This window comes from Amycolatopsis sp. lyj-346, from assembly GCF_046548975.1.
Taxonomy (GTDB): Bacteria; Actinomycetota; Actinomycetes; order Mycobacteriales; family Pseudonocardiaceae; genus Amycolatopsis.
On the sequence record NZ_JAJPWT010000025.1, the window covers coordinates 17,720 to 44,038 of the forward strand.

Here is a 26,319-nt window from a genome sequence, read left to right on the forward strand (position 1 = left end):
CGAAGGGGACATCATGAGCGACACCGCGACCGGGGCCTTCGTCGCCCACCGGAACCTGCTGTTCACCGTCGCCTACGAGATGCTCGGATCGGCGGCCGACGCCGAGGACGTCCTCCAGGAGACGTGGCTGCGCTGGGCCGAGGTCGACCCGGCCGGGGTGCGCGACGAGCGCGCGTACCTGGTCCGCATCACGACCCGCCTCGCGCTCAACCGGCTGCGCACGATGAAGCGCCGCAAGGAGGCGTACGTCGGGCCGTGGCTGCCGGAGCCGCTGCTGACGACGCCGGACGTGGCCGAGGACGTCGAGCTGGCGGAAAGCGTGTCGATGGCGCTGATGCTGGTCCTCGAGACGCTGGCGCCGACCGAGCGCGCGGTGTTCGTGCTGCGCGAGGTGTTCGACGTCGGGTACGACGAGATCGCGGAGGCGGTGGGGAAGAGCCAGGCGGCGGTCCGGCAGATCGCGCACCGGGCGCGCCGGCACGTCGATGCGCGCCGTCCGCGTGAGGTGGTTTCGGCGCGGGAGACCCGGGCGGTGCTGGCGTCGTTCCAACGGGCGATCGAGGGCCGGGACCTGCAGGGGCTGCTGGATCTGCTCGCCCCGGACGTGGTGCTGATGAGCGACGGCGGCGGCGTCAAGCAGGCGGCCCTGCGCCCGGTGTCGGGGGCGGACAAGGTGGGCCGCTTCATCGTCGGCGGCATCGGGAAGGCGGAGGTGGAGGTGACCCTCGCCGCGGTGGTGGTGAACGGGAATCCGGCACTGGCCTTGAACGTGGACGGTTCGTTCGACGGGATCATGGCGGTCCGCGTCGAGGGCGGCCGGATCAGTGGCCTGTACTTCGTCCGGAACCCGGAGAAGCTGAACCGCGTGGCGTCGGCGACGCAGTTGACCCTGCGCTGAGGGACCGGCGGGGATGCGTCCGGATCCACCGGGAGCGGCCGGCGGCGTGCTTCCCCGCACACCGCCGGGTCCGGCTCACGCCAGGCGCTTGTCCCAGCCGGCGAACGCGTCGATCAGATCCGCCGGTGCCCCGGTTTTCCGGAGCCGGCCGGTCTCCGCCTCGATGTAGTGCCGGTATAGCGGAACCAGCCCCGCCGCCAGCTCCGGCGCCACCTCGGCCGGCTCCAGCGGGTGCCCGGCCCGGACCGCCCGCGCCAGCCGCACCAGCGACGCCGCCGGGGCGTCCGGCTGCGCCAGGTACCAGTCGATCGCCTCGTCGTTGTTCGCCGCGCGGCCCGTCGACGTCGTGCCCGAATACAGGAACCGGACCGGGAACAGCACCGCCTTCGTGAACCACACCTTGTCCACCAGCAGCCGCTTCGGCGCGCGGAACTCCGCGGTCACCTCGTCCGTCGCCAGGACCGCGATCGCGAAGCCCGCGCTCTCCAGCAGCAGCTCCGGCGCCTCCGGGCGGGCGATCTCCGCGCGGACGTCGTCGCCGGCGAGGACGCGGCCGTCGTCGGCCAGCTGCAAGCGGTCCAGAGCCGGGAAGCGGCCGTCGTCGCGGCCTTCGCGCAACGCCGGCAGGGACGCCCAGAACACCGAAAGCTTGCGGTGCAACGGGCTCCGCTCCTGCAGCGCCTGCGTCGTGCGCTCGACCACCGAACGGTCGCCGTCGCCGATGTCGGCGAGGACCAGCGCCAGGTCGATGTCGCTCGCGGCCGCGGAGTAGCCGCCGTAGGACAGGCTGCCCAGCAGGTAGGCGCCGATCAGGCGCTCTCCCCATGCTTCCTGGTAGGCACGAGCGGCCTCGGCGGCGATTTCGCGGGCCGCGTCGGCCGGTTCGGTGGTCGTCACCCGGCCACCGTGTCGCGGCGGGCGCACTCCGCGATGCGGTCGGACACCACGCCGATCACCTGCCACGCCCGGTCCAGCACCGTGATCACCGCGTCCGGCGTCCAGTCGTCGCGCCGCCGCAGCACTTCGTAGCCCATCTCGAGGTGCTCGACGTCCGCTTCGTCGTGCAGCTCGAAGTATTCGTCGTCGGGGAACGCCTTCGTGCCCGCCTGGCTGAACACCAGGCTGCCTGCCTCGAGGGCCAGGTGCGCCAGTACCGCGCGCTGCACGCCGGGCAGGATCGCGAACTGGTCGACGAACCAGGACGCACCCATCTCGATGACCGGGTCCCAGACCAGCTGCCGGTCGTCCGCGCGGCTGCGGGCCAGGATCTTGTCGTGGCCGACCTCTTCGGCCTGGTGCTCGCACGCGAGCGCACGCAGCTCCGGGTCGCTCTCGAAGGTCACCCGGGCGCTGATCATCCGCTGGAAGGCGTTCGACCACGGCTGGAGGTAGGTGAGCACCGCCTTCTTCGTTTCGGCCGCGGTGTTTTCGTCGGTCAGCAGCCGGATCAGGTCCGACGCCTCGTACTCCCGCTGCCGCTGCTCGTTGTGCCGGGCGATGCGCTCGACGTCCTGCTCGGTCACGATCTGCTCCTTGGGTTCGGCTATCCGAGATCGACGGGCGAAAGGGGGGACGAGGGGGGCCGGTCGTAGACGGGGAACCGGAAGTACGTGGTCACGTCGCCGGGCCGGCCCGCGGCGCGGAAGCTGACCAGTTCCAGGATGCCCTTGCTGCCGCTCAGCGGCCCGGGCGCCAGCGCGGCGGCGAGGGCGCGGAACCGGCCGGGGTCGACGCCTTGGCCGTGCAGCAGCGTGGCCGTGCGCTCCACGGCTTCGCCGTCGTCGGACGCGAGGGCGGGCAGCCGCAGGTACGTCGTGGACTCGGCGGCGCGGTCCAGGCCGGACCGGAACGCCAGGCAGCTCAACGCCGCTTCGCCGGCGCCGTCACCTTCGCCGGCCAGCGTCCGGTAGGCGGCCAGCGCCCGGTCGGAGTCGTGGTGCAGTGCCACCGCGGCGACGCGCTCGACCTCGGCGAGGCCCGCCTCGTGGTTGCGGTAGTAGATCTTCACGCGGGCCTGTGCTTCGTCGGTCAGGTCGACGGCGAAGAACTCGATCTCGCGGCGGCCTTCGACGGATTCGACGCGGCGGCGGGTGCCGGCCCACGCTTCGGCCAGGCCGAGCCGGGCCATGGCCTCGGCGACCGCGGCCTCGCGGTGTGCGTGCGGCCACGAGTACAGCCCGAAGTAGGTCTTGTGGACCACTCCGGACGGTGGCCGCCAGGCAATCGAATGCCACAGCGGCGCGGGTGACGGCCGGCCCGACCGCGGGGTGAACGTCTCGTGGACGTGGGCGAGCCGCCGGGTGTGGAAAACGCTGTCACCAGGCCAGACCACGTCGTGGCCGAGGCTGTCGAACAGCACGCGCAGTTCCGGCCGCGCGCCGGACCAGTTGACCGACATCTCGGCCGGGAAGCCGTCGTCCGCCACATAGGACGGCTGGGCGGGGGACGGCCCGATCCGCTCGTGCGCCCACGGCGGCAGCAGGGCCCGCAGCATCCGGGTGGTCCGGACGGACTGCTCCAAAGGGACGTCGAGCGCTTCGCACGCGGTGGACCACAGCCCACCCAGAAAGTCACCGAACAGACGACCCTGCGGCGGATAGTTTTCCCTTATATATTCAGGAAACTTCGGCACGCGACTCGTCACGAGCGGATGCTATCAGTTGGATGCTTGCTCAACTAAAAGTCTGCACCCAGGTGGTCCAGTCAATTGCGCCATGTGGGTTGGCCGGTGCCCGCCGCGGCCACGCAGGGCCACAACGGACACCGGCGGCGTCCAGTCCGGACAAAACCGGACAACGCGCAGGTCTCAGACCCGGGCGGCAGGCACGGCCGTCATCGCGTGCTTCACCAGCCGGATGAGGGCGAGCTTGCTCGAGTCGCGGTCGCGTGCGTCACACATGACGATCGGCACACGGTCCGGGACCACCAGCGCCTCGCGGATCTCGTCGGCGGTGTAGCGCGGCGCGTTGTCGAAGCAGTTCACCGCGACGACGAACGGGATCTTCCGGCGCTCGAAGAAGTCGATCGCGGCGAAGCTGGTCTCCAGCCGCCGGGTGTCGACCAGCACGACCGTCCCGATCGCCCCGCGCGCCAGGTCGTCCCACATGAACCAGAAGCGGGCCTGCCCCGGCGTCCCGAACAGGTACAGCACGTGCCGCGGCGAGATGGTGATCCGGCCGAAGTCGAGCGCGACCGTCGTGGTCGTCTTGCGTTCGACGCCGGACAGGTCGTCGACGCCGGCGCTCGCCTCGGTGAGCACCTCTTCGGTGGTCAGCGGCGGGATCTCGCTGACCGAACCGACCATCGTGGTCTTCCCCGCGCCGAACCCGCCCGCGATGATGATCTTGACCGGCGTGGGGACCATGTCCGCCCCCGTGCCTTCAGTACTTGATGAGGCCATCGAGAACCGCCTGGAGTGTTTCGAGGTCCGGCGCCTGCGCCGGGTGGTGGGCAGGGGACCGCGTGATGACGAGGCCGCGCTCGATCAGGTCACCGACGAGCACGCGCACGACCCCCAGCGGGATCTTGACGTAGACGGCGATCTCGGCGATGGACACCGGGTGGCGGCACAGCTGCACGATCGCCACGTGTTCCGGGCCCAGCCCGGTCGGTTCCTGCTCCGACCGCAGGGTCATCACCTGCGTGGAGAGGTCCAGCCGGGCGGTGGCGGCCGGTGTCCGGCCGCTCGTGATCGTGTACGGCCGGACCAGCGGCCCGGCGGCTTCGTCGTACCAGCCGTCGTCGGAACTCATGTGGCCTCCCGCAGGACCGACGCCGCTTCGCGCGGCGCGGACGCCATGTAGTCGCCGACGCGCTTGACGAGCCGGCTCATCTCGTAGGCGATCATCTCGACGTCGACGTTGTCCGCGGCCAGCACCGCGAGGCAGGCACCCTGACCGGCCGCGGAGACGAACAGGTAACCGCGCTCCATCTCGATCATGTTCTGCAGGACCGGACCGCGGTTGAACTGTTTGCTCACCCCCTTGGCCAGGCTCTGCAAGCTGGAGGCGATGGCCGAAAGCTGGTCCGAGTCGTCCTTGCTCATCCCGGCCGACTTGCCGATCAGCAGCCCGTCGGCGGACAGCACGATGGCATTCTGCGCGCCGACCACGCGGTTCACCATGTCGTCGAGCAGCCAGTTGAGATCGGGTTTGGGGTTCCCGTACTCGTTCATTCGACTTCAGACCCTGACTTTCCTGTGTGGACTTTCCTGTGTGGCCGGGGATTGGGGGATTACGAGTCGTCGTCCGGTCCGCCGCGGCCGCGGCGGGTGCCCTTGTGGAACGCCGCGAGCGTGCGCGCGGTGCCTTCCCCCGGTGCCACGACGTCGTCGGCGCTGTCGTCGGGTTCGGTCTCGAGCTGGGCGACGAGGTTCTGCTGCGGCTCGCGCCGGGGCAGCCGGGGCCGGTCGTCGGTCGGCCGCACGTCCGTTGCCGGCGTGACGGGGAGTTTCCCCTCCGGCACCGCCGCGGGCACGGACGGCAGGGCATCGGGCAGGGCATCGGGCGGGGTGAGGGCGCGTGCCGGGTACGGCCTCGGCTTGGCGTCTCGCTTCATCGGGATCTGGCCGCTGAACGAGCTGGGCGTGTCCATCGTGTGGAGCGGGCTTTCTGCTGCCTGCGACGCCGGGGCGCCCACCGGGGCGAGGACCGCGGTGTCCTCCGCCGGCGTGGACCCGGGACCGTCGGCCCGGTCGGCGTGCTCGCCGGCCAGGTGCTGGGTGGGGATGAGGACGGTGGCGCGGAGGCCGCCGTAGCGGGACGGGTCGAAGGTGACGGTGATGCCGAGCCGGGCCGCCAGGCGCGCGACCACGAACAGGCCGAGGCTGGAGTCGGCCCGCAGGGCCATGGCGTCGAACTCGGGTGCTTCGGCCATCATCGCGTTGGCCCACTCGCGGACGCCGTCCTTCATGCCGAGCCCCTGGTCCGACACGTCGACGACGACGCCGCGCGCGACCATCCGGCTGGTCACCTCGACCGGCGAGCCGGGCGGCGAGAACGACGTCGCGTTGTCGACCAGCTCGGCGATCAGGTGGATCGTGTCGGCCACCGCGGCGCCGACGATGGCGACGTCGGCGACCTGCTCCACCTGGACCCGGGCGTACTGCTCGGTCTCCGAGACGGCGGCCCGGAGCACCTCCATCAGCGGAACCGGCTTGCGCCAGCGGCGGCCGGGCTGCTTCCCGCCGAGGATGATCAGGTTCTCGGTGGTGCGGCGGGCGCGGGCGGCGAGGTGGTCGAGCTGGAACAGCGACGCCAGCTGCGTCGAGTCGTCTTCGCGCGCTTCCATCTCGTCGAGGATCTGCAGCTGCTGGTGGACCAGGACCTGGTTGCGGTGCGCGATGCCGAGGAACACGTTGTGCACGCCGCTGCGGGCCTTGGCCTCGCTGGCCGCCGCGTTGACCGCGGTCAGCTGGGCGACGTTGAACGCCTCGGCCACCTGCCCGATCTCGTCGCGGCCGTGGTCGAGCCGGGGGAGTTCTTCCTTCAGGTCGACGGGTTCGCCGTTCTTGAGCCGCTCCACGATGTCCGGCAGCCGGTTGCGGGCGAGGTCGAGGGAGTCGTTGCGCAGCCGCGCGAGGCGCGTCATCAGCGCGCGGTCGACGAGCGAGCGGGACACCCGCACCGCGACGATGATCGCCGCCAGGGACGCGAGCAGGGCCACGATGCTGCCGATGATGACGTTGCGCAGCTGCGCGTCGCCGGCGTCGATCGCGGTGGCCGAAACCTTGTCCGCCTGCGTGATCGCGAGGTCGTTGAGGCTGTGGGCGACCTGGTTCGTCGCGTTCTCCCAGTCCGGTTCGGACACCGGCACGAAGTTCTGCTCGCCGGCGGACCACGGGCCGTGCTTGACGATCGCCTCTTCGGCGGTCGCCAGCTGCCGCCAGGCCGTGCTGGTGGCCAGCGCCTGGTACTTCTGGCGGACGTCCGGGTCGAGGAACGGCTCGACCTGCGCCAGCTGCGTCCGGTAGATCCCGGACAGCTGCGCGAACTGGGCGAAGTCGTCCGGCGCGAACGTCCCGGCGGCGAAGGCGGTCGAAACCAGCGACGTCTCGCGCGACATCATGTCGCCCGCGCGGAAGACCGTCGTCGCCGTGATGCCGCCGGTCGCGGCTTCGGAGTCGGGGACGATCCGCGCCTGGGTGTCGAAGAGGTTGGACGCGGTGTCCATCACGCCGTTGTAGTAGGTGTTCACCTGGGCCCGGTCGATGCTGCGGAAGCTGATCTGCGAGCGCAGCACGGGCAGCTGGTCGAACTGGGACTTCAGCGCGTTCACCTTGGAGGCGATCTCGTCCGGCGCGTTGGAGATCGTCGCGGCGAACGCGTCCTTCAGCGCGGAAAGCTTTTCGTCGGTGGCCTTCTGCTGCTGCTGGAGCCGGGCCGGGCCGAGCGCCGGGTCATCGAGGTACTGCAGGGCGCTCTGGCGTTCCTTCTGGAACTCGGCCAGCGCGGTGGCGGCGGGGATCGACACCTCGCGCACGGAAGCCGCGACCAATCGGACATAAACGCCGTTGAAGAGGAAGTAGGAGGAGACCGCGATCCACAGGACCAGCAGCGTCACGCTGGGAATGAGAACGGTCCTGGTCAGCCTTTTGCGGATCGACTTGTCGTACGGCTTGTCCGACTCGTCCCGGGGGTCTTTGTTCAGCACGGCGGTTCACGAACTCCTGAGTGACGGTCGGCGAGGAATGGGGACCCGGACGAGGAAGCGAACACGACGATGGGACACAGCGGCCGCCGTCACGCGTCTTCGCCTCACCCTCCGTGTTGCCGCAGAATCGATCAGGGTCCGTTTTTTACCACGAACCCCTGACACCCGTTCGGCGCGACCCGGCTTCCGAACACCCGCCGGCGGGGCGGCGAACGGTGTTTACCGACCGCATCCGGTCGATTACCCGCATTTCCTCTGGTAACGGCCCCGAGGCAGATTTCGCCGTGTTGCGCACTGGGCCGAACGGGTGAAAGTGAATTCGGCCGGTGCGTGGCGCCGAGGCATTCGCGGGGCGGAAAAACGGGCACGGCGGCTGCCTGGAAGTGCGCCCGGTGCGCGACACCCGGTCACGGTGCCGGAGTTCCGGCCGCGCACGGAGGTGGAGGTGGAGGTCCGGGCTCAGCCGTCGGCCGGCTCGCCGAACCCGGCGTCCTCCCGCATCGGCGGCAACGGCCGCCGCGGTTCGCGGACTCCGCCGGGGTCTCCGCCGCCGCGGACCCACACCGTCACCGTCGTCCAGCGGGCCACGCGCGCGCCCGCGGCGGGCAGCTGGGCCACCACCAGGCCGTTCATCAGCGGGTGCGGGCCGTCGGGATCGGGTCCCTGCAACAGCAATCCCGCGTCGTGGCCGGACAGCCACGCGTCGAGCGCCTGCCGTCCCCGGAAGTTCGGCACGATCACCGGTTCGTCCGTCACTGCTCCTCACCCGTTCTCCAGGGTAGTGAGCCACGCAAGAGTTTACATCGGTATGCCTCTTGTCAAGTGAGATGGACATCTCCTACAGTCCTGTAAACCCCGCCAACGGAGGAGGGTGTCATGACCGCAACCGTGCCCGCCGGGTCGGCCGAGCTGTGGCGCGACCGCAAGCGGTACCTGTGGCTGATCGGCTTGGTCGTGCCGTCGCTGGCGTTCCTCGCCATCGGCCTGCACGCCGCCACCGGCTGGGGCGCCTGGTTCTGGATCGGGCCGGTCGTGATCCTCGTGGTCGTGCCGCTGGTCGACCTCGTCGCCGGGCTCGACCGCGGCAACCCGCCGGACGACGTCCTCGAACGGCTGGAGAAGGACCGCTATTACCGCTGGATCACCTTCGCCTTCCTGCCGATCCAGTACCTCGGCTTCGCCGCCGCGTGCTGGCTGATCGCCCGCGGCGACCTGACCGTCGCCGACAAGATCGGGCTGGCGATCTCCATCGGCTGCGTCGGCGGGATCGGCATCAACACCGCGCACGAACTGGGCCACAAGAAGGAGAGCCACGAGCGCTGGCTGTCGAAGATCGCGCTCGCGCAGAGCTGGTACGGGCACTTCTACATCGAGCACAACCGCGGCCACCACGTCCGCGTGGCCACGCCGGAGGACCCGGCGAGCAGCCGCGTCGGCGAAAGCTTCTACCGCTTCTGGCCGCGGACGGTGTTCGGTTCGCTGAAGTCGGCGTGGCGGCTGGAGCGCAAGCGCTACGCCCGGCGTGGCCGCCACCCCTACCGGCTCGGCAACGACGTGCTCAACGCGTGGCTGATGTCCGCGGTGCTGTGGGCGGCGATGATCGCCTGGCTCGGCGCGGGCATCCTGCCCTACCTGGTGATCCAGGCGGTCGTCGGGTTCTCGCTACTGGAGGTCGTCAACTACATGGAGCACTACGGCATGCTGCGGCAGCGGGTCGGCGTGCCGGGTCGGCGCCGGTACGAGCGCGTCGACCCCAGCCACAGCTGGAACTCCAACAACATCGCCACGAACGTCCTGCTCTACCACCTGCAGCGGCACAGCGACCACCACGCCAACCCGACGCGCCGCTACCAGACGTTGCGCGACTTCGCCGAGTCGCCGGTGCTGCCCACCGGGTACGCCGGGATGATCGTGCTGGCCCTCGTCCCGCCGCTGTGGCGCCGGGTGATGGACCCGCGGGTGCTCGCCCACTACGGCGGCGACCTCTCGCGCGCCAACATCCAGCCCGGCAAGCGGGCGAAAGTCCTGGCCCGCTACGGAACCCGCGCCACCGCGGCCGGGCGGGTCCTCGCCGACACCCGCGGCGACGCCACCGAAGGCGGCAGGTGCCCCGGCTGCGGGTACGTCTACGACGAGCAGCGCGGCGACCCGCGGGAAGGCTTCCCGGCCGGCACGCCGTGGGCGGCGATCCCGGACACCTGGTGCTGCCCGGACTGCGGCGTGCGCGAGAAGGTCGACTTCGTCGCGCCGGGACGGGTGGGCCCGGCCTAGAATGCCGATCATGAGCGGGGCAGTTCCGGTGCCGCCGGAAGGTGGCCAGCACCGGCGGCCGATCATCGCCGCGGCGATCGAGCTGACCGCGCGGTCCGGCTGGCAGGCCGTCACGATGGCCCGGCTGGCCGAGCTGGCCGGCGTCAGCCGCCAGACGGTGTACAACGAGATCGGCTCCAAGCCCGCGCTGGCCGAAGCGATGGTCGCGCACGAACTCGACCGGTTCCTCTCGGTCGTCGGCGCCGCGTTCGACCGCCACCCGGACGACCTGGTCGAGGCGATCTACGACGCCGTCCGCGCGGTCCTCGAGCTCGCCGACGACAACACGCTGCTGCGCGCCGTCGCCTCCGCGACGCACGGCACCGCGCCCGAGTTCCTGCCGCTGCTGACCACCGACGCGAGCGCACTGTTCACCCAGGCGAAGGCCGTACTGGCCGTCCGCGTGGCGGCCTACCGGCCCCCGCTGGCCGACGACCAGGTCGCGGTGGTGATCGACCTGGTCGTCCGCGCGGTCCTCAGCCACGTCATGCAGCCGTCGGACACCCCGGCGCGCACGGCGGACGCCCTGGCGTGGGTGGTCGCGCGTGTCCTCGGGGTGGCGGCGAGCCCGCCGCTCCGCCACACCTAGCGCAGCCCGTGCCGGTCCAGCCACGCCGCGATCTCCGCCGCGATCTCCTTGGGCCGGTCCTCCTGGGCGTGGTGCCCGGCTTCGCCGCAGGCGACGATCTCCAGCGCCGCGATGTGCCCGGCGCACCACCGTGCCATCTTCTCGCCGATGAGCAGCGTCGGTGACCCCTCGAACGTCATGAGCAGCTTCGGCGTGCCGTCGGCGGCGGCCAGCCACTCGTCGTAGGCCTCGATGCGCGCGACCAGCTCGGCCGGGTCGCCGCCGAGGGGCAGCTGACGTGCCCAGGCGAGCACCGGGCGGCGGCTTTCCGGTGTCGGGAACGGGGCGAGGTGAGCGGCCAGGTCGTCGTCGCCGACCGGGGTGCGGACGCCGCCGGTGAACGCCTGGCGGATGAACAAGTCCTGGGTCAGCACCAGGTCTTCGCCGACGCCCGGGGTGCGGATCCTGCGCGACCGTTCGGCCGCCTGCGGGGTCAGGTCGGCCCAGGCCATGGGCTTCACGATGGTTTCGAAGAACGCCAGCCCGCGGACGCGGTCCGGGTGCCGGGCGGCCCGGTCGAAGGCCAGCGCGCCACCCCAGTCGTGCCCGACGAGGACGACGTCGTCCAGGCCGAGCGCGTCGAACCAGGCGTCGAGGTGGCGGGCGTGGTCGGCGAAGGTGTACTCGAGGTCCGGCTTGGGGGAGCGGCCCATGCCGATGAGGTCGGGGGCCAGCAGCCGTCCGCCGCCGACGTGCGGGAGGACATTGCGCCAGCTGTGCGACGAACCGGGGTTGCCGTGCAGGAAGACGATCGGGGTGCCGGTGCCGGCTTCTTCGTGGTGCAGCATGGCTTTCAGGACCCCAAGGGGGTGTCGAGGAGGACGGTGAGCTCGCGCGCCAGCGCCGCCGTGCGGGCGCCGTGCCGGCCGCCGAGCGGGGCGAGGAGCCGGTCGAGCAGCTCGGCCACGGTGGCGATCGCCGGCTCGGTCACCTCGCGCCCGCGGGCGGTGAGGCGCAGCCGGACGGTCCGGGTGTCGGCGGGATCGCGGGTGCGCTCGACGAGCCCTTCGGCGTCGAGCGCGCGGGCGAGCTTGGAGACGTAGAGCGCTTCGAGCCCGGTGTGGTCGGCCAGTTCGCGCTGGCTCGGGCTTCCTCCGGCGCGCTCCACGCCGTAGAGCGAGGACAGGAAGACGTACTGCGCGTGCGTCAGCCCGACGGGGGCGAGGGCGCGGTCCACGGCGACCCGCCACTTCATGGACAGCCGCCAGACGAGGTGACCGGGAGTGCTCATGGCAGATACAGTACATGGCTACTAAGTACATGGCTACTATTTCGCGCAGGCCCGGGCGAGCCGGTGTGGCGCGGTTCAGCCGGCGAGCTCGCGGATGCGCGCCATGGCCCGCCGGACCTCGGCGAAGCCGGTGGTGAGCGGGCTCAAGCCGATCCGGATGCCGTCGGGGCGGCGGAAGTCGATGAGCACGCCGTGGTCGATGAGGACGCGGGACAGCCGTTCGGCGTCCGGGTGGCGGAGGGTGACGTGGGCGCCCCGGCGGTCGTCTTCGCGCGGTGAGCCGATCGTGAACCCCAGCGGGACGAGCCACGCGTCGGCGAGGGCGAGCACCCACCGGCCCAGCGCGACGGCTTTGGCCCGCACGCGGTCGATGCCCGCTTCCGCCAGCAGCGCCACGCCGTCCTGGACGCCGACCATGCCGAGCACCGGCGGCGTGCCGGAGAGCGCCCGCCGGACGCCCGGCGCGGGAACGTACTTCGCGGCCATGCCGAAGGTGTCGGCCGCGCCCATCCACCCGGTGATGGGCTGGCCGAACGCCTCGTGGTGGCGGGCGTTGACGTAGAGGAACGCGGGCGCGCCGGGTCCGGCGTTGAGGAACTTGTAGGTGCAGCCGACGGCGAAGTCGGCGCCGGCCGCGTCCAGCTCGACGGGCATCGAACCGACGCTGTGGCAGAGGTCCCAGACGACGAGCCCGCCGCGCTCGTGCACCACCCGCGTGACGGCGGCCAGGTCGGTGATCGCGGCCGTCCGGTAGTCCACATGGGACAGCACGACCGCGGCGGTCCGCGGCCCGGTGACCGCGGCGACGTCGTCGTCCTCGAGCCACCGGACGGTCCGGCCGAGTTCGGCGGCGACGCTCTCGACGAGGAACCGGTCGGTCGGGAAGTTCGCGGTGTCGGTGACGATTTCGTCGCGCCCGGGCCGCAGCGCGACGGCGGCCCGGAGCGTCTTGTAGAGGCACACCGACGTCGAATCGGCGACGATGGTCTGCCCGGCCGCGGCCCCGAGCGCGACGCGGCCGAGGTCGTCCCCGATCTCTTCGGGGAGCGCGAGCCAGCGCTCCTCCCAGGACCGGATGAGCCGGGCACCCCAGTCGTGGGTGACGAGCTCCTGGAGCCGCTCGGCGGTGGCCCGCAGCGGACGGCCGAGCGAGTTCCCGTCGAGGTAGGCGACGACGCCGGGATCGGTGATCGGCACGAACCGCTCGCGGAGGGGGGCGAGCTCGTCTTCGGCGTCGAGGCGGTCCGCGGCCTCGGACGAGAGGTCGGTCGTCATGTCCGCGTGGCCCGGCTCAGTCCTTCTTTTCCTTCACCCGCACGGCTTCCTTGCGCACGTCGGCCTGGATTTCGCGCTCCCGCACCAGCCAGTCCGGGCTCTCCGCCTTCAGCGCTTCGATCTGTTCGGTGGTGAGCGGCTCGGTGATGCCGCCGCGGGTCAGGCCGCCGATGGAGATGCCCAGCTTCGCCGCGACCACCGGCCGCGGGTGGGGGCCCGTGCGGCGCAGCTCCCGCAGCCACTCCGGCGGGTCGGCCTGCAGCGCGTTGAGCTCGTCGCGCGTGACCACGCCCTCCTGGAACTCCGCGGGGGTGGCTTCGAGGTACACACCCAGCTTCTTCGCCGCCGTCGCGGGCTTCATCGTCTGGGTGGTCTTGTGCGACGTCATGCCGTCCAGGGTAGCCAGCGTCACTCCCGGTAACCTGACCCGGTGACCTCTTTCAAGCTCGCGTACGTTCCGGGAGCGACGCCCGCCAAGTGGGTGCGGACCTGGGCCGAGCGGGTGCCGGAGGTGCCGCTGACCCTCGTCCCGGTCGCCGCCGCCGACGCGACCGGCCTGCTGCGGGCCCGGGAGGCCGACGCGGCGCTGCTGCGGTCGCCGATCGACCGGGACGGCCTGCACGCGATCCCGCTCTACACCGAGACGACGGTCGTCGTGGTGCCCAAGGACCACCTGATTGCGGCGGCGGACGCAGTGTCCACCGTGGACCTGGCGGACGAGGTCGTGCTGCACCCCCTCGACGACACGCTGGAGTGGGAGACGCGGCCGGGGCGCCCGGCGGTCTCGCGGCCCGAGACGACGGCGGACGCGATCGAGCTGGTCGCGGCCGGGGCCGGGGTGCTCGTCGTCCCGCAGTCGCTCGCCCGGCTGCACCACCGCCGTGACCTCACCTACCGGCCGGTCGAGGACGCGCCGCAGTCTAGCGTCGCGCTCTCGTGGCTGGACGAGGAGACGACGGACCTGATGGAGCAGTTCATCGGGATCGTCCGCGGCCGGACGGTGAACAGCACGCGCGGGCGCACGCAGGCGCCGGCGGAGCGCAAGCGCCCGGAACGCAAGCCCGCCGCGGCGAAACCGGCGCGGCGCGGCGGGGGCGCGGGGAAGCGGCGCCGCCGGGGCTGAGCCGTTACGACGTCGTGCAGACGCAGTTTCCGTCGGCGCGGTCGGGCAGGTCGGGGTCGTCGAACCAGTGGCCGTTCTCGCCGAGGTAGCGGAACTGCAGGACCGTGCCCGGCGTCACGTCGATCGCCGTCGAGCGGCGGCCGTTGGACCGCGGCGTGAGGTGGTGGCGGCCGGGGGTCCAGTCGTTGAACGAGCCCACGACGCTCACCCGGCCGGGCGGCGCGCCGATCGGGAGGCTGAAGGTCACGCGCTGGGTGCCGGCCCGGCTCTTGCTGATCTTGATCACTCGTGGGGCCTTTCGAGGAACGGGTTTTCGGGGGCGTGCTCGGCACTGAGCGCGGACATGATCGCACAGCAGTGACGATTCGGTCACGCCCAGTGCCCGATTGGGTTACGGCGCCGCTCAACGGTCCGCCACCGACCGGGTGGTCCTCGGGTGAACCATGATCATCTTGGGGTTGCTTCCGCGTGGTGGTGGGAAACTGACTGCCGTGACCGTCGCCGCTGATCGTCAAGTCAAGGACCCGTGTGCCTGGCTCAGCGCCGTCACCCACGAGCTCGCCGACGCCCATCCGGCCGACACGCGAGCAGCGCTCTTGACGGTGTGGGACGGGTTGGTCGCCGCCCGGTTGGCCGGGCTGTACGCCGCTGTCGCTTCGCCCCGATGGCGGGCCAGACAGCGCCACGCCGAAGCGGTCGAGTTCGATCTCGCCGTGCAGCTGGCGCGGAACTGCACCGTCGGCACCGGCCTGGCCATCCCGGCCCGGCTGCCGGGAGCCGCGGTCGCCTGGCCCGCCGAACGGGCCGACGCGGCGATCGGGGCGGTGGTTTCCTTCTGCGGCACGGCGGAAGCGATGCTGCGCCGGGCGGGCGAGCTGACGCCGGTGTGGGAGGACAGCCTGCTCGGCCCGGTGGCGCTGGCCCGCTGGCTGGCCGACTGCTGGACGGGCCGCCACACCGGCTGCCCCCTGCGGCTCCCGGTGCCCCCGCCGCCGTGGTGGCGCTGACGGGCGTGTCCGTCAGGTGAAGGCTGGTGCCGAAGGAGAGGAGGCCGAGGGTGACCGACCCGCTTCCGAGACTCCCGGAGGCAACCCGCGCGGCGGTGCGCGCCGTCCTGCTGGCCGAGCTGACGGCGGCAGGCCGGCGCGCACGGGCCGCGGGCTGCACCCCCGAGGCGCTGACGGCCCTCTTCGAGGCCCGCCGCCGTTCGCTCGAGAACGGCTGACCGGTTTCCCGCCCGCCACCCGAGACGCACCGAAGGCCACCTTGGGTGCGTTGGGCGCACCGAAGGCCACATTGGGTGCGTTGGGCGCACCGAAGGCCACATTGGGTGCGTTGGGCGCACCGAAGGCCACATTGGGGCGCTTGCCGGGGCGCTTGCCGGGGCGCTTGCCGGGGCGCGCGGCCGGGGTGGTGGCCGGGGTCAGCGGTTCAGGATGGCCAGGACCGTCGCCACGATGGCCTCCAGGCGGCCGGGGTCCGCCAGTGCCCTTGCCAGCCAGTCGTCGTGGGCCGGGCCTTCCGGTGCCTGTTCGCCGAACACCTTCCGGACCACCGTGGTCACCGCCGCGGTGGGGACTTCGCCTCGGTCGAGCCGTGTCTCGATCGCCCGCAGGGCCTGCTCGGCCAGGCCCGCGAGCCGGGCGTCCGCCAGCTCGTGCCCGGCGACCAGCTCCAGTGCCGGGAGCTCCGGCGGCATCGGGGCGACCGGGGCCTGCTTGTGCCCCAGCGGACGCTCGACGTGCTCCGCGTGCCACGCCGGCCGGGTGCGCATCGCCGTCAGGACCCGGCCGACTTCGCGGTCGAGCGTGTCGCGAGTGGCCGGCGGCTCGCCCGTGACCTCGGTGCGCCGGGCGGCCCAGCCGTCCAGGGGCCACAGCTCGGCACCCGCCGTGGCCGGGACCCCCGCCCAGACCAGGATCTGCACCGCCAGGTCGCACAGCCAGGGGTCGCCGTCGAGCGCGCCGGCCAGCCACGACGGGAGGCGTGGCCGTTGCAGTGCCCCGATTTCGCCGCGGCGGCGCCGGTGTGCGTCGACCGTGGCCGGGGTGAGGCGGGTGGCCAGCCAGCCCTCGAGGTTCTCGATCGGGCTCGTCGCGCGCCGCAGTGCGTGGTCCACCACCGCCTCGACGTCGTCGTGGAAGCGGTCGAGGCAGTCCGGCCGCAGCCACGGGAGCCCGCGGGCGCAGTCCGCGTGGCGGCGCCGGTGCTCCAGCGGCTTCGTGATCCGCGTGAAGACCAACGGCCACGCCACCGTGTAGACCCCGCCGCGCAACCGGGCGAGGGCGCAGGGCCGCGCGGCCGCCGCCGAGCCGGCGAGCAGGCCGTCACGGGCCAGTCGCCGGACGCCGGCGACGTCAGGCGGTCCGGTAGTGTCGAGCACCCTTCCTCCCCGATGCCGACGGATAGCCGACGGGAAAATGGTCGGGCAGCCGGGGAAGCGGAAAAGGCCGGTGGCGGGCCGAAATCGCCGGGAACTGGCCAATGCCTGGCCACCGCGGAATCACCTGATCGGCGCAGCCGGTGCCGCCGATCGCCGCGAAGTGACCGTGTCACAATGGAAATCCATGGCACACGAGGACGGGCTGTTCCGGGAACTCGCCACGTTGCGGCGTGGCTGGGGATTGGAAGCCGACCGGCTGCGCAGCCGGCTCGGGCCGCTCGTTTCCGGCTGGTGTGAAATCCACCGGACGACGAGCGACCGCGATGCGCGCCGCGTTCTGCGCGAAGCGATTTCGGCCGCGATCGCGGAATTCCCGGCCGACGACCGGCTGGCGGTGAACGTCGCGCTGGGCATCGCCCCCGGCGCGCAGCACGCCCTGCTGAGCGACCGGATCGGGGTGCTCGCGGATCAGCTGCGTGTCTCGGAACGCACGGCCCGGCGCCGCGTCGACCGGTCGTTCGCCCGGCTCGCCGCGGAGATCGAGGCCGGCGCCCGATCCGGTGGCGGCGGGCCCGGCCCGGACGAGGGCTGGTTCGTCAAGCGGCTCAACGTGCTCGTCCGGCTCGACACCGCGGAGCCGGAGGTCACCGAGGAACGGCTGGTCGTGGCCACCCGCGACACCCTCGCCCGGATTGCCGCGCAGTTCACGGTGCCCCGCACCGAGGACGGCCGGGACGGCGAGCGCGACGTCGTCGCGGACGCCCGGCACGGCGTCCGGATCAGCGCGGGCACCCGGGAGGGCCAGCGGCACTTCCGCTGGCTGCTCGACCTGCCGCGCGCCTTGGACCGCGGCGACAGCCACACGTACTCGCTCACCTACCGCATCCGCGACGGCCTGCCGATCCGGCCGTCCTACGTGTTCGTGCCGCTGGTGACGTGCGAGTCGTTCGAGGTGCGCGTCCGCTTCGACCCGCGGCGGCCGCCGCGGGTGGTGTGGCGGCTCGACCGCGTCCCGCCCTCGGTGCTCGCCGACCCGCCCCAGCCGGGGGAACCGCTGCCGCTGGACGGCGCGTGCGAGGTGGCGCAGGGATTCGCCGCGCCACAGCTGGGCTACGCCTACGGGCTGCGCTGGCTGCCGGCCCAAGATATTCCTTGACGCGAATATTCCCCGATATGAATACTCCCTGCGTGGACCGGATTGCCGCAGCACTGGGGGCGCCGCGCGGTGGCGCATCGTCGAACTGCTCGCCGAGTGGCCCCGCTCGGTCGGGGAGCTGGCCGAGCTGACCGGGACCGGTGAGCGGACGGGCGCCCGGTTGCGGCTGCGCATCACCGCGACCACGGAAGTCGCGCGGCGCCACCTGACCAGGATCTGGGAAGGGGCGACGACGGCGTCCTCGGCCGCCGCAACGCGGAGGGTTCCTGGTCTTCTCGACGACGCTGGCCGAGGCGGGGGCGACATCCTCGTCAACAGCAGCGCGAGCCGGGCTGCGACCGCGTGCGCTGACCAGCGCGGCAGCCGGGACCGGTTGACGGCATCGGACGGCTGGCCGATACTTGCTCACCGGAGGCACCGTCAGTCAACGTCCACAATGGACGTCTCGTGGGGCGCGAAGCCCTTGCCAGTCAAGCTACCTGGGGAAATCATGACGATCCTGGTAACCGGCGCGACCGGAAACGTCGGCCGAAACGTCGTAGACCTGCTGGTGCGGGCGGGTGCCGACGTCCGCGCGACCTCGCGCAACCCGGACGCGCTCGACGTGCCGGCCGGCGTCGACGTCCGCCGGGCGGACCTCGCCGAGCCGAAGACCTTCGAGCAAGCCCTGCAGGGCGTGGACAAACTCTTCCTGTACACCCAGCCGGCCGGGGTCGAAGGGGTGCTGGACGTCGCGAAGGCCGCGGGGGTCGGGCACGTCGTCCTCCTGTCCTCGCTGGCGGCCGCCGGGCGGGATCCGGACCACTGGATCGCGCGGTGGCACCTGGCCGAAGAGGCGGCGATCGAGCGGTCCGGGCTGGCGTGGACGTTCGTGCGGCCGGGCGCGTTCGCCGTGAACTCCCTGCAGTGGGCCGAGTTCGTCAAGAAGGGGGAGCCGGTGCCGATCCTCTACGCCCACTCCTACCTGTCGTCGATCCACGAGCGGGACATCGCCGAGGTGAGCACCTGCGCGCTGCTCCAGGACGGCCACGCCGGCGCGAAATACCACATCACCGGGGGTGAAAGCATCACCCAGGCCGAGCAACTCGCCCTGATCGGCCGGGCGATCGGCCGTGAACTGGCCTTCGTGGACCTCACCGGCGACGCTGCGCGTGCCGACTTCCGGGCCCGGATCGGCGGGCGGTTCGAAGAGCTGGTCGCCGAGGGGACCGTCGGCCGCGGGGACGCGTCGAGCATCATCGAGACGCGGATCCGCTACTACGAAGAAGCTCTCGACGGGCCCGAGGAGATCGACCGCACGGTCGAGAAGGTCCTGGGCAAGCCGGCCCGCACCTTCGCCGAGTGGGCGGAGGACCACAAGGCGGACTTCACGAACTAGGGACGCTCGGCACCCCGCCGTCCGCAGGAAAATCCTGCGCGTGGACCCGGCGTCCACGCACCACTGCTACCGTCCACTGAGGACTTGAGGCAGCGGTTTCCGCAGGAAGTGCCCCTGCGGCGGCGGGGTTTCTGCTGCGCGCCCCGGTGCCGGCCCGGCGCGCCGGGCCGGCGAGGAATACCAAGTGAGGGGATGCGCGCGCGGCCGGGGCTTGGCTAACGTTCCGGATCCGAGCCGCAACGATGAGGTTCCACGTCGTGCGGATCGCCGGTATTCCCCGCGCCCGGAGGGTTCCCGCATGACCGAGACCGTTGTGTTCCCACAGGACCGCACCTGCCCCTACCGGCCCGCGCCGGCCTACCTGCCGCTGGCCGACCAGAAGCCGCTCGCCCAGGTCGCGCTCTACGATGGACGGCGCGTCTGGGCGATCACCAGCCGGGACGTGGCCCGCCGGCTCCTGATCGATCCCCGGATCTCCAGTGACCGCACCAATCCGGCGTGGCCCATGATGTTCGCGAGCATCGCCGCCACCGTCAGCGACGTCCAGCAGAAGGTGATGAAGATCGTCACCGCGCTGGTCGGTGTGGACGGCCCGGTGCACAACGCCCGGCGCAAACTGCTGATCCCGAGCTTCACCACCCGGCGGATCAACGCCATGCGCCCGCAGATCCAGGCCATCGTCGACCGGCAGCTGGACGAGCTGGTCTCGACCGGGCCGCCCGCGGACCTGATCCCCGCGTTCGCCGGGCCGGTGCCGGTGACCGTGCTGTACCGGCTGATGGGCATCCCGGACAGCGATCACGAGTACTTCGAGAAGAAGACGTACCAGCTCGCGGCCGGCCCGGACGCCAATGCGGCCTACGACGAGCTCATGCCCTACATGGCCGAACTGATCGCGGCGAAGCGGCGGAACCCCGGCGACAGCGTCCTCGACGACCTCGTCGCCGAACGCGGCGCCAAGGGCGGTACCGACGACGAGCTGATCTCGACGCTGGTCCTGCAGGTGGCAGGCGGCCACGGCACCACCGGGACGATGATCTCGCTCAGCACGTTCGTCCTGCTGCAGAACCCGGACCGGCTCGCCGAACTGCGCGCCGACCCGTCCCTGCTGCCCATCGCCGTGGACGAGCTGCTGCGGGTGCTGTCCATCCCGGACGGCGTTTCCCGGCTGGCGATCGACGACATCGAGGTCGCGGGAACCACCATCCGCAAGGGCGACGGCGTGTTCTTCATCACCTCGCTCATCAACCGCGACGAAGACGTGCACGAGGAACCGGATTCGCTCGGCTGGCACCGCGCCACCGCCCGGGACCACGTCTCGTTCGGCTTCGGTGCCCACCAGTGCCTCGGGCAGAACCTCGCCCGCGTCACGATGGAGATCGCCATCGGCACGTTGCTCGCGCGCCTGCCCGGCCTGCGGCTCGCGGTCCCCGCGGACGAGATCCCGTTCAACCCCACCGCGGGTTTCCACGTGCTGAACGAACTCCCGGTTGCCTGGTAGGGGAAAGTGGACGATTCCGTCGACCGGCGCACCTTCCTCGCCGCCGCGGCGCTCGGTTCCGCGGGCGTCGTGGCGGGGGTGAACCTGCTCGGTCCGAGTGCTCCGCCGTCGGCGTCGGCGGCGACCGGCGCGCCGGCGTCGTCCGCCGCGCCGACCTTCGGGCTCACCAAGTTCCTCGACCCGTTGCGGATCCCGCCGGTGATCCAGGCGCATTCGCGGCGGTACCGGGGCGAGCTCACGATCACCATGACCACCGCGCGGAGGCGGCTGCACTCACAGCTGCCGGAGACCGCACTGTGGACGTACGAGGGCCACTTCCCCGGCCCCACCATCGAGGTGCGCGCCGACCAGCGGCTGCGGGTCGCGTGGGCCAACGAGCTCCGCGGCACGGTCCCGCTCGTGGCGGTGCGGGCACCGTACGCGGTGCCGACGCCGGCGAACCGGCCCGGCTACCGCGCCGCCGACGGCAGCCTGCCCGCCGGGGTGGAGCTGATCGAAGGCGTGGCCGAGCTGCCGCCGTGGAACGTCGTGCACCTGCACGGCGCGCTGACGAACGCCGGCAACGACGGCTGGGCGCACAACGGGATTTCGCCGGGGGACACGCAGCTCACCGAGTACCCGAACCGCCAGGCCGCCACCGCGCTCTGGTACCACGACCACGCGATGGCCGTGACGCGCTTCAACGTCCACTCCGGACTCGCGGGGCTGTACCTGATCCGCGACGAGGAAGAGGACCGCCTGCGGCTTCCCGGCGGTGACCACGAAATCCCGCTGATCCTCGCCGACCGCAACTTCGACACCGACCCGGCGACCGGCGCGCTCACCGGCCGGCTGCTGTTCAAGTTCCAGTACCTGCCCGCATCCGGCACGACGGCGCCGGTGACCGGCCCGTTCACGCTCGTCAACGGCGTCGTCTGGCCGCACCTGGACGTCGACGCGCGCTGGTACCGCTTCCGGGTGCTCAACATGGCGAACGGCCGGTTCTTCCGCCTCGACCTGGTCGACGAGGCGGGCACCGTGCACAACGACGCGGTCCGGATCGCCGGCACGGACGCCGGCCTGCTGCCCGCGCCGGCGGCGGTGCCGCCGGGTGGGCTGACCCTGACCCCGGCCGAACGCGCCGACCTGCTGATCGACTTCAGCCGGTTCCCGGGGCAGCGCCTGCGGCTGGTCAACACGGGTGCCTCGATCGAGCCGGACATCATGGAGTTCCGCGTCGAGAGCCGCCGCCGCCCCGAACCGTTCCGGCCGCCGGCCCGGCTGTCCGCTTCCTACGTCCGGCTCGCCGAGAGGGTGAACGTGCCGGAGGACCACGACGAGGTGTTCGTGGTGACGACTCCGGCGGGGGTGGCGGGCCGGGCGCACCCGGAGATGTGGGAGCTGGCGGAGATCACCGAGCCGGCGCAGCTGCCCGCGCACTTCCCGGCGGAGGGTGTCATCCAGCTCACCGACCCGGCGACGGGGCACGTGCGGACGTTCCGGAAGGTGGCCAGCCTCTTCGACGACACGACGACGATCTTCATCGACCGCGGCCGGTGGGTGGTGTGGAACCTGCTCCTGCTCGGCGGGGCGCCCCATCCGATGCACATCCACATGGCGCGCTTCCAGTTGCTGACGCGGCGGAAGTTCGCCGACCTGACGGCGTTCGACATCGCGGCGGGCGGCACGGTCCGGCCCCTGCCCGTGCCGTCCGACGGCCCCCCGATCCAGAAGCACGAAGAGGGCTGGAAGGACACGTTCGCCGTGTGGACGGGGGAGTGGCTCCGCGTCGCCGGCCGCTTCGAGGGCGCGACCGGCCAGTTCATGTACCACTGCCACATCCTGGACCACGAGGACGACGGCATGATGCGCCCGTTCGTCGTCCACCCGCCGGAGGTCAGCCGGTTCCACCCCCACCCCGGCCACCACCCGGGCATGCCCGGCCACGGCGGGCACTAACGGATCGTGGCGTGGCGTTCCAGGAAGCGGGCGACGTCGGACGGATCTTCCAGCGGCAGCGGGTAAACCACGAGCCGGTCGACGCCGAGGGCGGCGTAGCGCTCGGCGTCGCGGGAGGTCACCTCCACCGGATCGAGGGCTGGTACCTGATCTCGGGCCGGGCCGGGCGGCCGACCTCCTCCGCGGCCCGCCGCAGCCCGGCGAGGTGGCGGGGCAGGTCGTCGAGCCCGGCCGGACCGTCTCGGCCGGGCCCAGCGCTGCCGGTCCCGGCCGGGCTCGCGCGGAAGGTCGTTGCCGCGGAAGACCGCTGGGTCGCCCTGCCGTCCGGGCACCGGCTCGCCTGCTGGGAAGCGGTCCCGTTGAGCGAGCTGGCCGAAGAGCCGTTCATCGCGCTGCCGGACCGCTCCGGGAATTCTGGCTGGGGAACGACCGGCGTGCGGCACCGGCGCGGGTCGTCGCCGAGGCCGAAACGGCCGAGGAATCCTTCGAAGCCGTCGGTTCCGGGCTGGGCCTCGTGCTGCTTTCCGCGGGGCAACGCGCGGATCTACCAGCGGGACGCTGCCTCTGCGCCGGGTGACGTTTCGCCGGCTGACGAAAGGTGGGGCGGGCGGGGCTCGAACCCGCGGCCAAGGGATTATGAGTCCCCTGCTCTAACCAACTGAGCTACCGCCCCCTCGCCTCGGCGTGCACAAGCAAGCCGAGGTTTGCATGTGCACAGAACACTCAGTTCGCTTCAAGTTATCACAGCGGCCATCCGGGCAGATCCGGTAGGCCAAACAGGTTGAAGTGACCGCCGTCCGGCGCAGGCTCGTCTAGGTTGCAAGGGCGTCACCGCTGACCGGAACGGCGGGAGGAAGCGATGGGGCCTGCCACCTCGTCCCGTTCCCGGGCGACCCGGCTGGCACTGCTGGACGCGTTCACCGCGGGGGCGGGCCTGGGCTACCTCGCGCACGAGTACCGGGAGGTCGTCGTGGCGAACCCCGGGATCATCGGCCTGACGCTGCTGCTCGTGTTCGCCTCCGGTTACCTGGTCCGCATGGCCCTGCGGGCGTTGCGCCGCGCGAATTCGCGCATCGACGCCATTTTCGCGGACGAGCTGGGAAAAAAGCCTTCGCCCCGCCCGCCGTGACGGAAAGTCTTGGCGGGCGAGGCGAAACCGCGGATTCCGCTCAGCGGCTGCTGGGGGCGGGAGTGGGCTCCAGAGATGTGTGGGGCGGCGGCGTGGGGTCGACCGATGTGTGGGTGGGCAGCGTCGGGTCGACCGAGGTGTAGGGCGGTGACGTCGGCGTCTCGGAGGTGTGGGGCGGCGGCGTGGGCGTCGGGGAGCCCTGCGCGGACGCCGGGACATAGGCCGCGTAGTTGAACCAGATCTGACCGGCCGTTTTCGGCGTGGCCTGGCTGACCATCGCCCGCACCCGGAACGTCGCCGGGGTGTAGGAACCCTGCACCGTGCTGAGGAGGTAGCTGTTGGCCGCGGCCGGCGTGACCGCCGAGACCAGGATCGCCTCCGGCACCAGGCCGAGGTGGTGCGGGACCGTGCAGTAGCCGCTGCCGTCGGTCACGCAGCTCGCCAGCCCCGCCTGGACGAGCGGTGCCGGTGACGGGCCGGCGGCGGCCGACGCGTCCGCGAAGGCGATTGCGCCCGCGGTGACCGCCGCGGCGCCGGCCAGCGCGGCGAGCGCGGCACGAGTCTTGTTCCCCATGAAGATCCTTCCTGAGTGGTGATGCACCCGGCATCGCCGCACCGGTCTCCGCCGTTACCCGGGATCCCGCTTTGTACGGCCTCTGTACGCCGCCGGTGGACGCTCTCGCCCGACGTTCGAACCAGGAGGCGAGCCGTGCCGCAGAACCCCGTCCAGTGCTTCACTTCGAGAGCGCTTTCCCGGCGCTCGCTGTTCCGCGCGGGAGCCGCGACCGCCGCCGCGCTGGGGACCGGTGTCCTGCTCACCGGCACCGCCGCGGCCGAGGGCGACGGCATTCCGGTGTCGCCCCACATCGACATCACCAAGCCGTCCTCGGACCTGTTCCGCAGCAAGATGCTGCACGAGTCGCACCACGTGATGCAGGGTTTCGCCTTCGACAACGTGAACCGGCGCCTCTTCGTCGTCCAGCTGCAGAACGGCACCTCCGGCGACGACCTGTGCATCAGCCAGCTCGGTTTCGGTGGCGAGCTGCTCGGCTCGATGCACGTGCCCCACGCCGGGCACGGTGTGTCGATCGGCGTGGAGCCGGTCGGGACCGCGTCCTACATCTGGCTGGAGTGCGACGCCGACGGAACGACCACCGACGCCCGCGGCACCGCGCTGGCGCGCTTCAAGTTCGTCAACGGCGGGACGCCGTCGATGAAGAAGTTCCTCACCGGCAGCAAGACGATCACCTGCGCGACCGACCCGGTGTACCAGCGGATAGCGGTGCGCCGCAGCGAAGGCGGCCGGATGTGGTACAGCGTGTACCCGCTCGCGAGCGCGGCCGCCGGAGACTTCTCGAAGCCGCTGGCGCACTTCCCGCAGCCCGCCCTGAGCACGACGAGCGTGGTCTTCCAGGGCTACACGATCCTCGGCAGCAGCCTGTACACATTGGACGGCTCGGGTCACGCGGATCCGGCGGACATCGACTCGTACGTGACGCGCATCGACATGAACACCGGAACGGTGCAGGCCCGCGACATCACCAGGGCGGGCTCGACGCTCGTCTTCCGCGAACCCGAGGGCCTGGCGGTCTACCGCACCGCCGACGGCGAGACGCGCCTGTTCCTCGGGTTCGGTTCGCGCAGCAGCATGGACAACGCCAACCGCTACGCCAACCTCTTCTACAAGAACGTCCTGGTGGGGTGATTTCTCTCCGTCCACACGGGAATCAGGCCGGCACGAGCTCCCGCTCCGCCTCGGCGGCGTAACGCCGTGCCAGCGTGGCGCAGACGATCAGCTGGATCTGGTGGAACAGCATCAGCGGCAGCACGATCAGCCCCACCTGCGCGTGCCCGAACAGCACGGTCGCCATCGGCAGGCCGCTGGCCAGGCTCTTCTTCGACCCGCAGAACACGATGGTGATCCGGTCCGCGCGGGCGAAGCCCAGCAGGCGAGCGGCCCGGCCCGTCGCGGCCAGCACCGCCGCGAGCAGCACGCAGCACACCACGACGAGCACCAGCAGGTGACCGAGGTCGAGCCGGTGCCAGATGTCTTCGGTCATGCCCGCGCTGAACGCCGTGTAGACCACCAGCAGGATCGAACCGCGGTCGACCAGCTTCAGCGGCGCGGAACGCCGCTTGATCCAGCCGCCGATCCAGCGGCGCGCCAGCTGGCCCGCCACGAACGGCGCCAGCAGCTGCAGCACGATCCCGAGCACGGCCGAACCGTCGACGCCCGCGCCGTCGCCGGCCAGCAGCAGGGCCACCAGCAGCGGCGTCAGCACTATCCCGGCCAGGTTGGACAGCGACGCGCCGCAGATCGCCGCGGCGACGTTGCCGCGGGCGACGGAGGTGAACGCGATCGACGACTGCACCGTCGAGGGCAGCACGGCCAGGAACAGCACCCCGGCCGCCAGCTGCGGGGGCAGCACCGACGCCGGCAGCAGGAACAGCGCCAGGCCGAGCAGGGGGAACAGGACGAACGTCACCGCGAGCACCACCGCGTGCAGCCGCCAGTGCCGCAGCCCGTCGAGGGCTTCCTGCGTCGACAACCGGGCGCCGTACAGGAAGAACAGCAGGCTGACGGCGAGCGTGGTGGCCACCCCGAAGCCGCCGGCCACCGCGCCCGAGGCGGGCAGGAGGGTGGCGACGCCGACGGTGGCGAGGATGGCGAGGACGAACGGGTCGAGACGTAACCGGGACATGGATCTCCTTCCACGG

Annotated in this window: 30 protein-coding genes and 1 tRNA gene; 12 read left to right on the top strand and 19 right to left on the bottom strand. The window is 71.7% G+C overall.

Annotation, left to right across the window (positions count from 1 at the left end; translation table 11 throughout):
• Positions 1-13: 13 nt before the first annotated feature.
• Positions 14-898 carry an RNA polymerase sigma-70 factor gene (locus ACLJQE_RS42125; protein ID WP_410645422.1) on the top strand — a complete coding sequence of 295 codons (885 nt, stop codon included), beginning with the start codon at positions 14-16 and terminating at the stop codon, positions 896-898.
• Between the two features lie 75 nt (positions 899-973).
• Here the strand turns inward: ACLJQE_RS42125 and ACLJQE_RS42130 are convergent, their stop codons facing one another.
• From ACLJQE_RS42130 to ACLJQE_RS42165, 8 genes are all read right to left on the bottom strand, one after another.
• A complete protein-coding gene (locus tag ACLJQE_RS42130) occupies positions 974-1,795 on the bottom strand; it encodes a hypothetical protein (RefSeq protein ID WP_410645423.1) in 822 nt (273 codons plus the stop codon).
• Complete coding sequence (locus tag ACLJQE_RS42135) at positions 1,792-2,421, bottom strand: hypothetical protein (RefSeq protein ID WP_410645424.1); 630 nt, start codon at positions 2,419-2,421, stop codon at positions 1,792-1,794. Before ACLJQE_RS42135 ends, ACLJQE_RS42130 begins: the two co-directional genes overlap by 4 nt.
• A 20-nt stretch (positions 2,422-2,441) precedes the next feature.
• Positions 2,442-3,392: a hypothetical protein gene (locus ACLJQE_RS42140; protein ID WP_410645425.1), complete on the bottom strand. Its 951-nt coding sequence runs from the start codon at positions 3,390-3,392 to the stop codon at positions 2,442-2,444.
• Positions 3,393-3,704: 312 nt separating this feature from the next.
• A complete protein-coding gene (locus ACLJQE_RS42145) occupies positions 3,705-4,262 on the bottom strand; it encodes a GTP-binding protein (protein ID WP_387051976.1) in 558 nt (185 codons plus the stop codon).
• Between the two features lie 16 nt (positions 4,263-4,278).
• Entirely contained in the window at positions 4,279-4,650 is a 372-nt protein-coding gene (locus tag ACLJQE_RS42150; RefSeq protein WP_410645426.1) for a DUF742 domain-containing protein, read from the bottom strand.
• Complete coding sequence (locus ACLJQE_RS42155; protein ID WP_086851216.1) at positions 4,647-5,072, bottom strand: roadblock/LC7 domain-containing protein; 426 nt, start codon at positions 5,070-5,072, stop codon at positions 4,647-4,649. The genes ACLJQE_RS42150 and ACLJQE_RS42155 overlap by 4 nt, the downstream gene beginning before the upstream one ends.
• Positions 5,073-5,131: 59 nt before the next feature.
• Positions 5,132-7,549 carry a nitrate- and nitrite sensing domain-containing protein gene (locus ACLJQE_RS42160; protein WP_410645428.1) on the bottom strand — a complete coding sequence of 806 codons (2,418 nt, stop codon included), beginning with the start codon at positions 7,547-7,549 and terminating at the stop codon, positions 5,132-5,134.
• 459 nt (positions 7,550-8,008) lie between these two features.
• The gene (locus tag ACLJQE_RS42165) at positions 8,009-8,305 is read right to left on the bottom strand and encodes a PASTA domain-containing protein (protein WP_410645430.1); all 297 of its coding nucleotides are present in this window, start codon (positions 8,303-8,305) and stop codon (positions 8,009-8,011) included.
• A 120-nt stretch (positions 8,306-8,425) separates the two neighbouring features.
• Here ACLJQE_RS42165 and ACLJQE_RS42170 point away from each other — a divergent pair, with 120 nt between their 5' ends.
• A complete protein-coding gene (locus ACLJQE_RS42170; RefSeq protein ID WP_410645431.1) occupies positions 8,426-9,820 on the top strand; it encodes a fatty acid desaturase in 1,395 nt (464 codons plus the stop codon).
• A gap of 1 nt (position 9,821) precedes the next feature.
• Positions 9,822-10,448, top strand: coding sequence for a TetR family transcriptional regulator (locus tag ACLJQE_RS42175; protein ID WP_410645432.1), 627 nt, complete (start codon positions 9,822-9,824; stop codon positions 10,446-10,448).
• On the opposite strand, the gene ACLJQE_RS42180 is transcribed toward ACLJQE_RS42175, so the two are convergent.
• The 4 genes from ACLJQE_RS42180 to ACLJQE_RS42195 form a co-directional block, all read right to left on the bottom strand.
• Positions 10,445-11,275, bottom strand: coding sequence for a haloalkane dehalogenase (locus ACLJQE_RS42180; RefSeq protein ID WP_410645434.1), 831 nt, complete (start codon positions 11,273-11,275; stop codon positions 10,445-10,447). The two genes, ACLJQE_RS42175 and ACLJQE_RS42180, sit on opposite strands and share 4 nt — an antisense overlap.
• Positions 11,276-11,280: 5 nt before the next feature.
• Positions 11,281-11,718, bottom strand: coding sequence for a MarR family winged helix-turn-helix transcriptional regulator (locus ACLJQE_RS42185; protein WP_410645435.1), 438 nt, complete (start codon positions 11,716-11,718; stop codon positions 11,281-11,283).
• Between the two features lie 75 nt (positions 11,719-11,793).
• The gene (locus ACLJQE_RS42190; protein ID WP_410645436.1) at positions 11,794-12,993 is read right to left on the bottom strand and encodes a kynureninase; all 1,200 of its coding nucleotides are present in this window, start codon (positions 12,991-12,993) and stop codon (positions 11,794-11,796) included.
• A 16-nt stretch (positions 12,994-13,009) separates the two neighbouring features.
• Positions 13,010-13,381: a DUF5997 family protein gene (locus ACLJQE_RS42195; protein WP_410645437.1), complete on the bottom strand. Its 372-nt coding sequence runs from the start codon at positions 13,379-13,381 to the stop codon at positions 13,010-13,012.
• Between the two features lie 42 nt (positions 13,382-13,423).
• On the opposite strand from ACLJQE_RS42195, the gene ACLJQE_RS42200 reads away from it, so the two are divergent.
• A complete protein-coding gene (locus ACLJQE_RS42200) occupies positions 13,424-14,116 on the top strand; it encodes a LysR family substrate-binding domain-containing protein (RefSeq protein WP_410645438.1) in 693 nt (230 codons plus the stop codon).
• 4 nt (positions 14,117-14,120) lie between these two features.
• Here ACLJQE_RS42200 and ACLJQE_RS42205 read toward each other — a convergent pair whose 3' ends face one another.
• The gene (locus tag ACLJQE_RS42205) at positions 14,121-14,402 is read right to left on the bottom strand and encodes an isoamylase (RefSeq protein ID WP_410645439.1); all 282 of its coding nucleotides are present in this window, start codon (positions 14,400-14,402) and stop codon (positions 14,121-14,123) included.
• Between the two features lie 205 nt (positions 14,403-14,607).
• Here ACLJQE_RS42205 and ACLJQE_RS42210 point away from each other — a divergent pair, with 205 nt between their 5' ends.
• Positions 14,608-15,123, top strand: a complete 516-nt coding sequence (locus ACLJQE_RS42210; RefSeq protein ID WP_410645440.1) for a hypothetical protein — start codon at positions 14,608-14,610, stop codon at positions 15,121-15,123.
• A 50-nt stretch (positions 15,124-15,173) separates the two neighbouring features.
• Positions 15,174-15,341, top strand: a complete 168-nt coding sequence (locus ACLJQE_RS42215; protein WP_410645441.1) for a hypothetical protein — start codon at positions 15,174-15,176, stop codon at positions 15,339-15,341.
• A gap of 198 nt (positions 15,342-15,539) precedes the next feature.
• Here ACLJQE_RS42215 and ACLJQE_RS42220 read toward each other — a convergent pair whose 3' ends face one another.
• Entirely contained in the window at positions 15,540-16,499 is a 960-nt protein-coding gene (locus ACLJQE_RS42220; protein WP_410645442.1) for a hypothetical protein, read from the bottom strand.
• Positions 16,500-16,683: 184 nt separating this feature from the next.
• Between ACLJQE_RS42220 and ACLJQE_RS42225 the strand changes: the two genes are divergently transcribed.
• The 4 genes from ACLJQE_RS42225 to ACLJQE_RS42240 all read left to right on the top strand — a co-directional run bounded on the left by ACLJQE_RS42225 (position 16,684) and on the right by ACLJQE_RS42240 (position 22,472).
• Entirely contained in the window at positions 16,684-17,655 is a 972-nt protein-coding gene (locus ACLJQE_RS42225; RefSeq protein ID WP_410645443.1) for a hypothetical protein, read from the top strand.
• A gap of 490 nt (positions 17,656-18,145) precedes the next feature.
• Positions 18,146-19,033, top strand: coding sequence for an NAD(P)H-binding protein (locus tag ACLJQE_RS42230; RefSeq protein ID WP_410645445.1), 888 nt, complete (start codon positions 18,146-18,148; stop codon positions 19,031-19,033).
• Positions 19,034-19,331: 298 nt separating this feature from the next.
• Positions 19,332-20,534, top strand: a complete 1,203-nt coding sequence (locus ACLJQE_RS42235; protein WP_410645446.1) for a cytochrome P450 — start codon at positions 19,332-19,334, stop codon at positions 20,532-20,534.
• A 6-nt stretch (positions 20,535-20,540) separates the two neighbouring features.
• Positions 20,541-22,472 carry a multicopper oxidase family protein gene (locus ACLJQE_RS42240; RefSeq protein WP_410645447.1) on the top strand — a complete coding sequence of 644 codons (1,932 nt, stop codon included), beginning with the start codon at positions 20,541-20,543 and terminating at the stop codon, positions 22,470-22,472.
• On the opposite strand, the gene ACLJQE_RS42245 is transcribed toward ACLJQE_RS42240, so the two are convergent.
• From ACLJQE_RS42245 to ACLJQE_RS42255, 3 genes are all read right to left on the bottom strand, one after another.
• Positions 22,469-22,594 carry a hypothetical protein gene (locus tag ACLJQE_RS42245; RefSeq protein WP_410645448.1) on the bottom strand — a complete coding sequence of 42 codons (126 nt, stop codon included), beginning with the start codon at positions 22,592-22,594 and terminating at the stop codon, positions 22,469-22,471. The genes ACLJQE_RS42240 and ACLJQE_RS42245 overlap by 4 nt on opposite strands.
• Entirely contained in the window at positions 22,591-23,007 is a 417-nt protein-coding gene (locus ACLJQE_RS42250) for a hypothetical protein (protein ID WP_410645449.1), read from the bottom strand. Before ACLJQE_RS42250 ends, ACLJQE_RS42245 begins: the two co-directional genes overlap by 4 nt.
• Positions 23,008-23,071: 64 nt before the next feature.
• Positions 23,072-23,145, bottom strand: a tRNA-Ile gene (locus ACLJQE_RS42255).
• Positions 23,146-23,331: 186 nt separating this feature from the next.
• Between ACLJQE_RS42255 and ACLJQE_RS42260 the strand changes: the two genes are divergently transcribed.
• Positions 23,332-23,601: a hypothetical protein gene (locus tag ACLJQE_RS42260; protein WP_410645450.1), complete on the top strand. Its 270-nt coding sequence runs from the start codon at positions 23,332-23,334 to the stop codon at positions 23,599-23,601.
• A gap of 40 nt (positions 23,602-23,641) precedes the next feature.
• Here the strand turns inward: ACLJQE_RS42260 and ACLJQE_RS42265 are convergent, their stop codons facing one another.
• Positions 23,642-24,175 carry a hypothetical protein gene (locus tag ACLJQE_RS42265; RefSeq protein WP_410645451.1) on the bottom strand — a complete coding sequence of 178 codons (534 nt, stop codon included), beginning with the start codon at positions 24,173-24,175 and terminating at the stop codon, positions 23,642-23,644.
• Positions 24,176-24,310: 135 nt separating this feature from the next.
• Between ACLJQE_RS42265 and ACLJQE_RS42270 the strand changes: the two genes are divergently transcribed.
• Positions 24,311-25,306 carry a teichoic acid biosynthesis protein C gene (locus ACLJQE_RS42270; protein WP_410645452.1) on the top strand — a complete coding sequence of 332 codons (996 nt, stop codon included), beginning with the start codon at positions 24,311-24,313 and terminating at the stop codon, positions 25,304-25,306.
• A 22-nt stretch (positions 25,307-25,328) separates the two neighbouring features.
• Here ACLJQE_RS42270 and ACLJQE_RS42275 read toward each other — a convergent pair whose 3' ends face one another.
• A complete protein-coding gene (locus tag ACLJQE_RS42275) occupies positions 25,329-26,303 on the bottom strand; it encodes a bile acid:sodium symporter family protein (RefSeq protein WP_410645453.1) in 975 nt (324 codons plus the stop codon).
• Positions 26,304-26,319: the final 16 nt, after the last annotated feature.

Coding starts and splice junctions, on each gene's coding strand:
- ACLJQE_RS42125 (WP_410645422.1), top strand. CDS start 14: ATGAGCGACACCGCGACCGGGGCCTTCGTCGCCCACCGGAACCTGCTG.
- ACLJQE_RS42140 (WP_410645425.1), bottom strand. CDS start 3,392: ATGCTGCGGGCCCTGCTGCCGCCGTGGGCGCACGAGCGGATCGGGCCG.
- ACLJQE_RS42145 (WP_387051976.1), bottom strand. CDS start 4,262: ATGGTCCCCACGCCGGTCAAGATCATCATCGCGGGCGGGTTCGGCGCG.
- ACLJQE_RS42150 (WP_410645426.1), bottom strand. CDS start 4,650: ATGAGTTCCGACGACGGCTGGTACGACGAAGCCGCCGGGCCGCTGGTC.
- ACLJQE_RS42155 (WP_086851216.1), bottom strand. CDS start 5,072: ATGAACGAGTACGGGAACCCCAAACCCGATCTCAACTGGCTGCTCGAC.
- ACLJQE_RS42170 (WP_410645431.1), top strand. CDS start 8,426: ATGACCGCAACCGTGCCCGCCGGGTCGGCCGAGCTGTGGCGCGACCGC.
- ACLJQE_RS42175 (WP_410645432.1), top strand. CDS start 9,822: ATGCCGATCATGAGCGGGGCAGTTCCGGTGCCGCCGGAAGGTGGCCAG.
- ACLJQE_RS42180 (WP_410645434.1), bottom strand. CDS start 11,275: ATGCTGCACCACGAAGAAGCCGGCACCGGCACCCCGATCGTCTTCCTG.
- ACLJQE_RS42185 (WP_410645435.1), bottom strand. CDS start 11,718: ATGAGCACTCCCGGTCACCTCGTCTGGCGGCTGTCCATGAAGTGGCGG.
- ACLJQE_RS42190 (WP_410645436.1), bottom strand. CDS start 12,993: ATGACGACCGACCTCTCGTCCGAGGCCGCGGACCGCCTCGACGCCGAA.
- ACLJQE_RS42195 (WP_410645437.1), bottom strand. CDS start 13,381: ATGACGTCGCACAAGACCACCCAGACGATGAAGCCCGCGACGGCGGCG.
- ACLJQE_RS42225 (WP_410645443.1), top strand. CDS start 16,684: ATGGCACACGAGGACGGGCTGTTCCGGGAACTCGCCACGTTGCGGCGT.
- ACLJQE_RS42230 (WP_410645445.1), top strand. CDS start 18,146: ATGACGATCCTGGTAACCGGCGCGACCGGAAACGTCGGCCGAAACGTC.
- ACLJQE_RS42235 (WP_410645446.1), top strand. CDS start 19,332: ATGACCGAGACCGTTGTGTTCCCACAGGACCGCACCTGCCCCTACCGG.
- ACLJQE_RS42260 (WP_410645450.1), top strand. CDS start 23,332: ATGGGGCCTGCCACCTCGTCCCGTTCCCGGGCGACCCGGCTGGCACTG.
- ACLJQE_RS42265 (WP_410645451.1), bottom strand. CDS start 24,175: ATGGGGAACAAGACTCGTGCCGCGCTCGCCGCGCTGGCCGGCGCCGCG.
- ACLJQE_RS42275 (WP_410645453.1), bottom strand. CDS start 26,303: ATGTCCCGGTTACGTCTCGACCCGTTCGTCCTCGCCATCCTCGCCACC.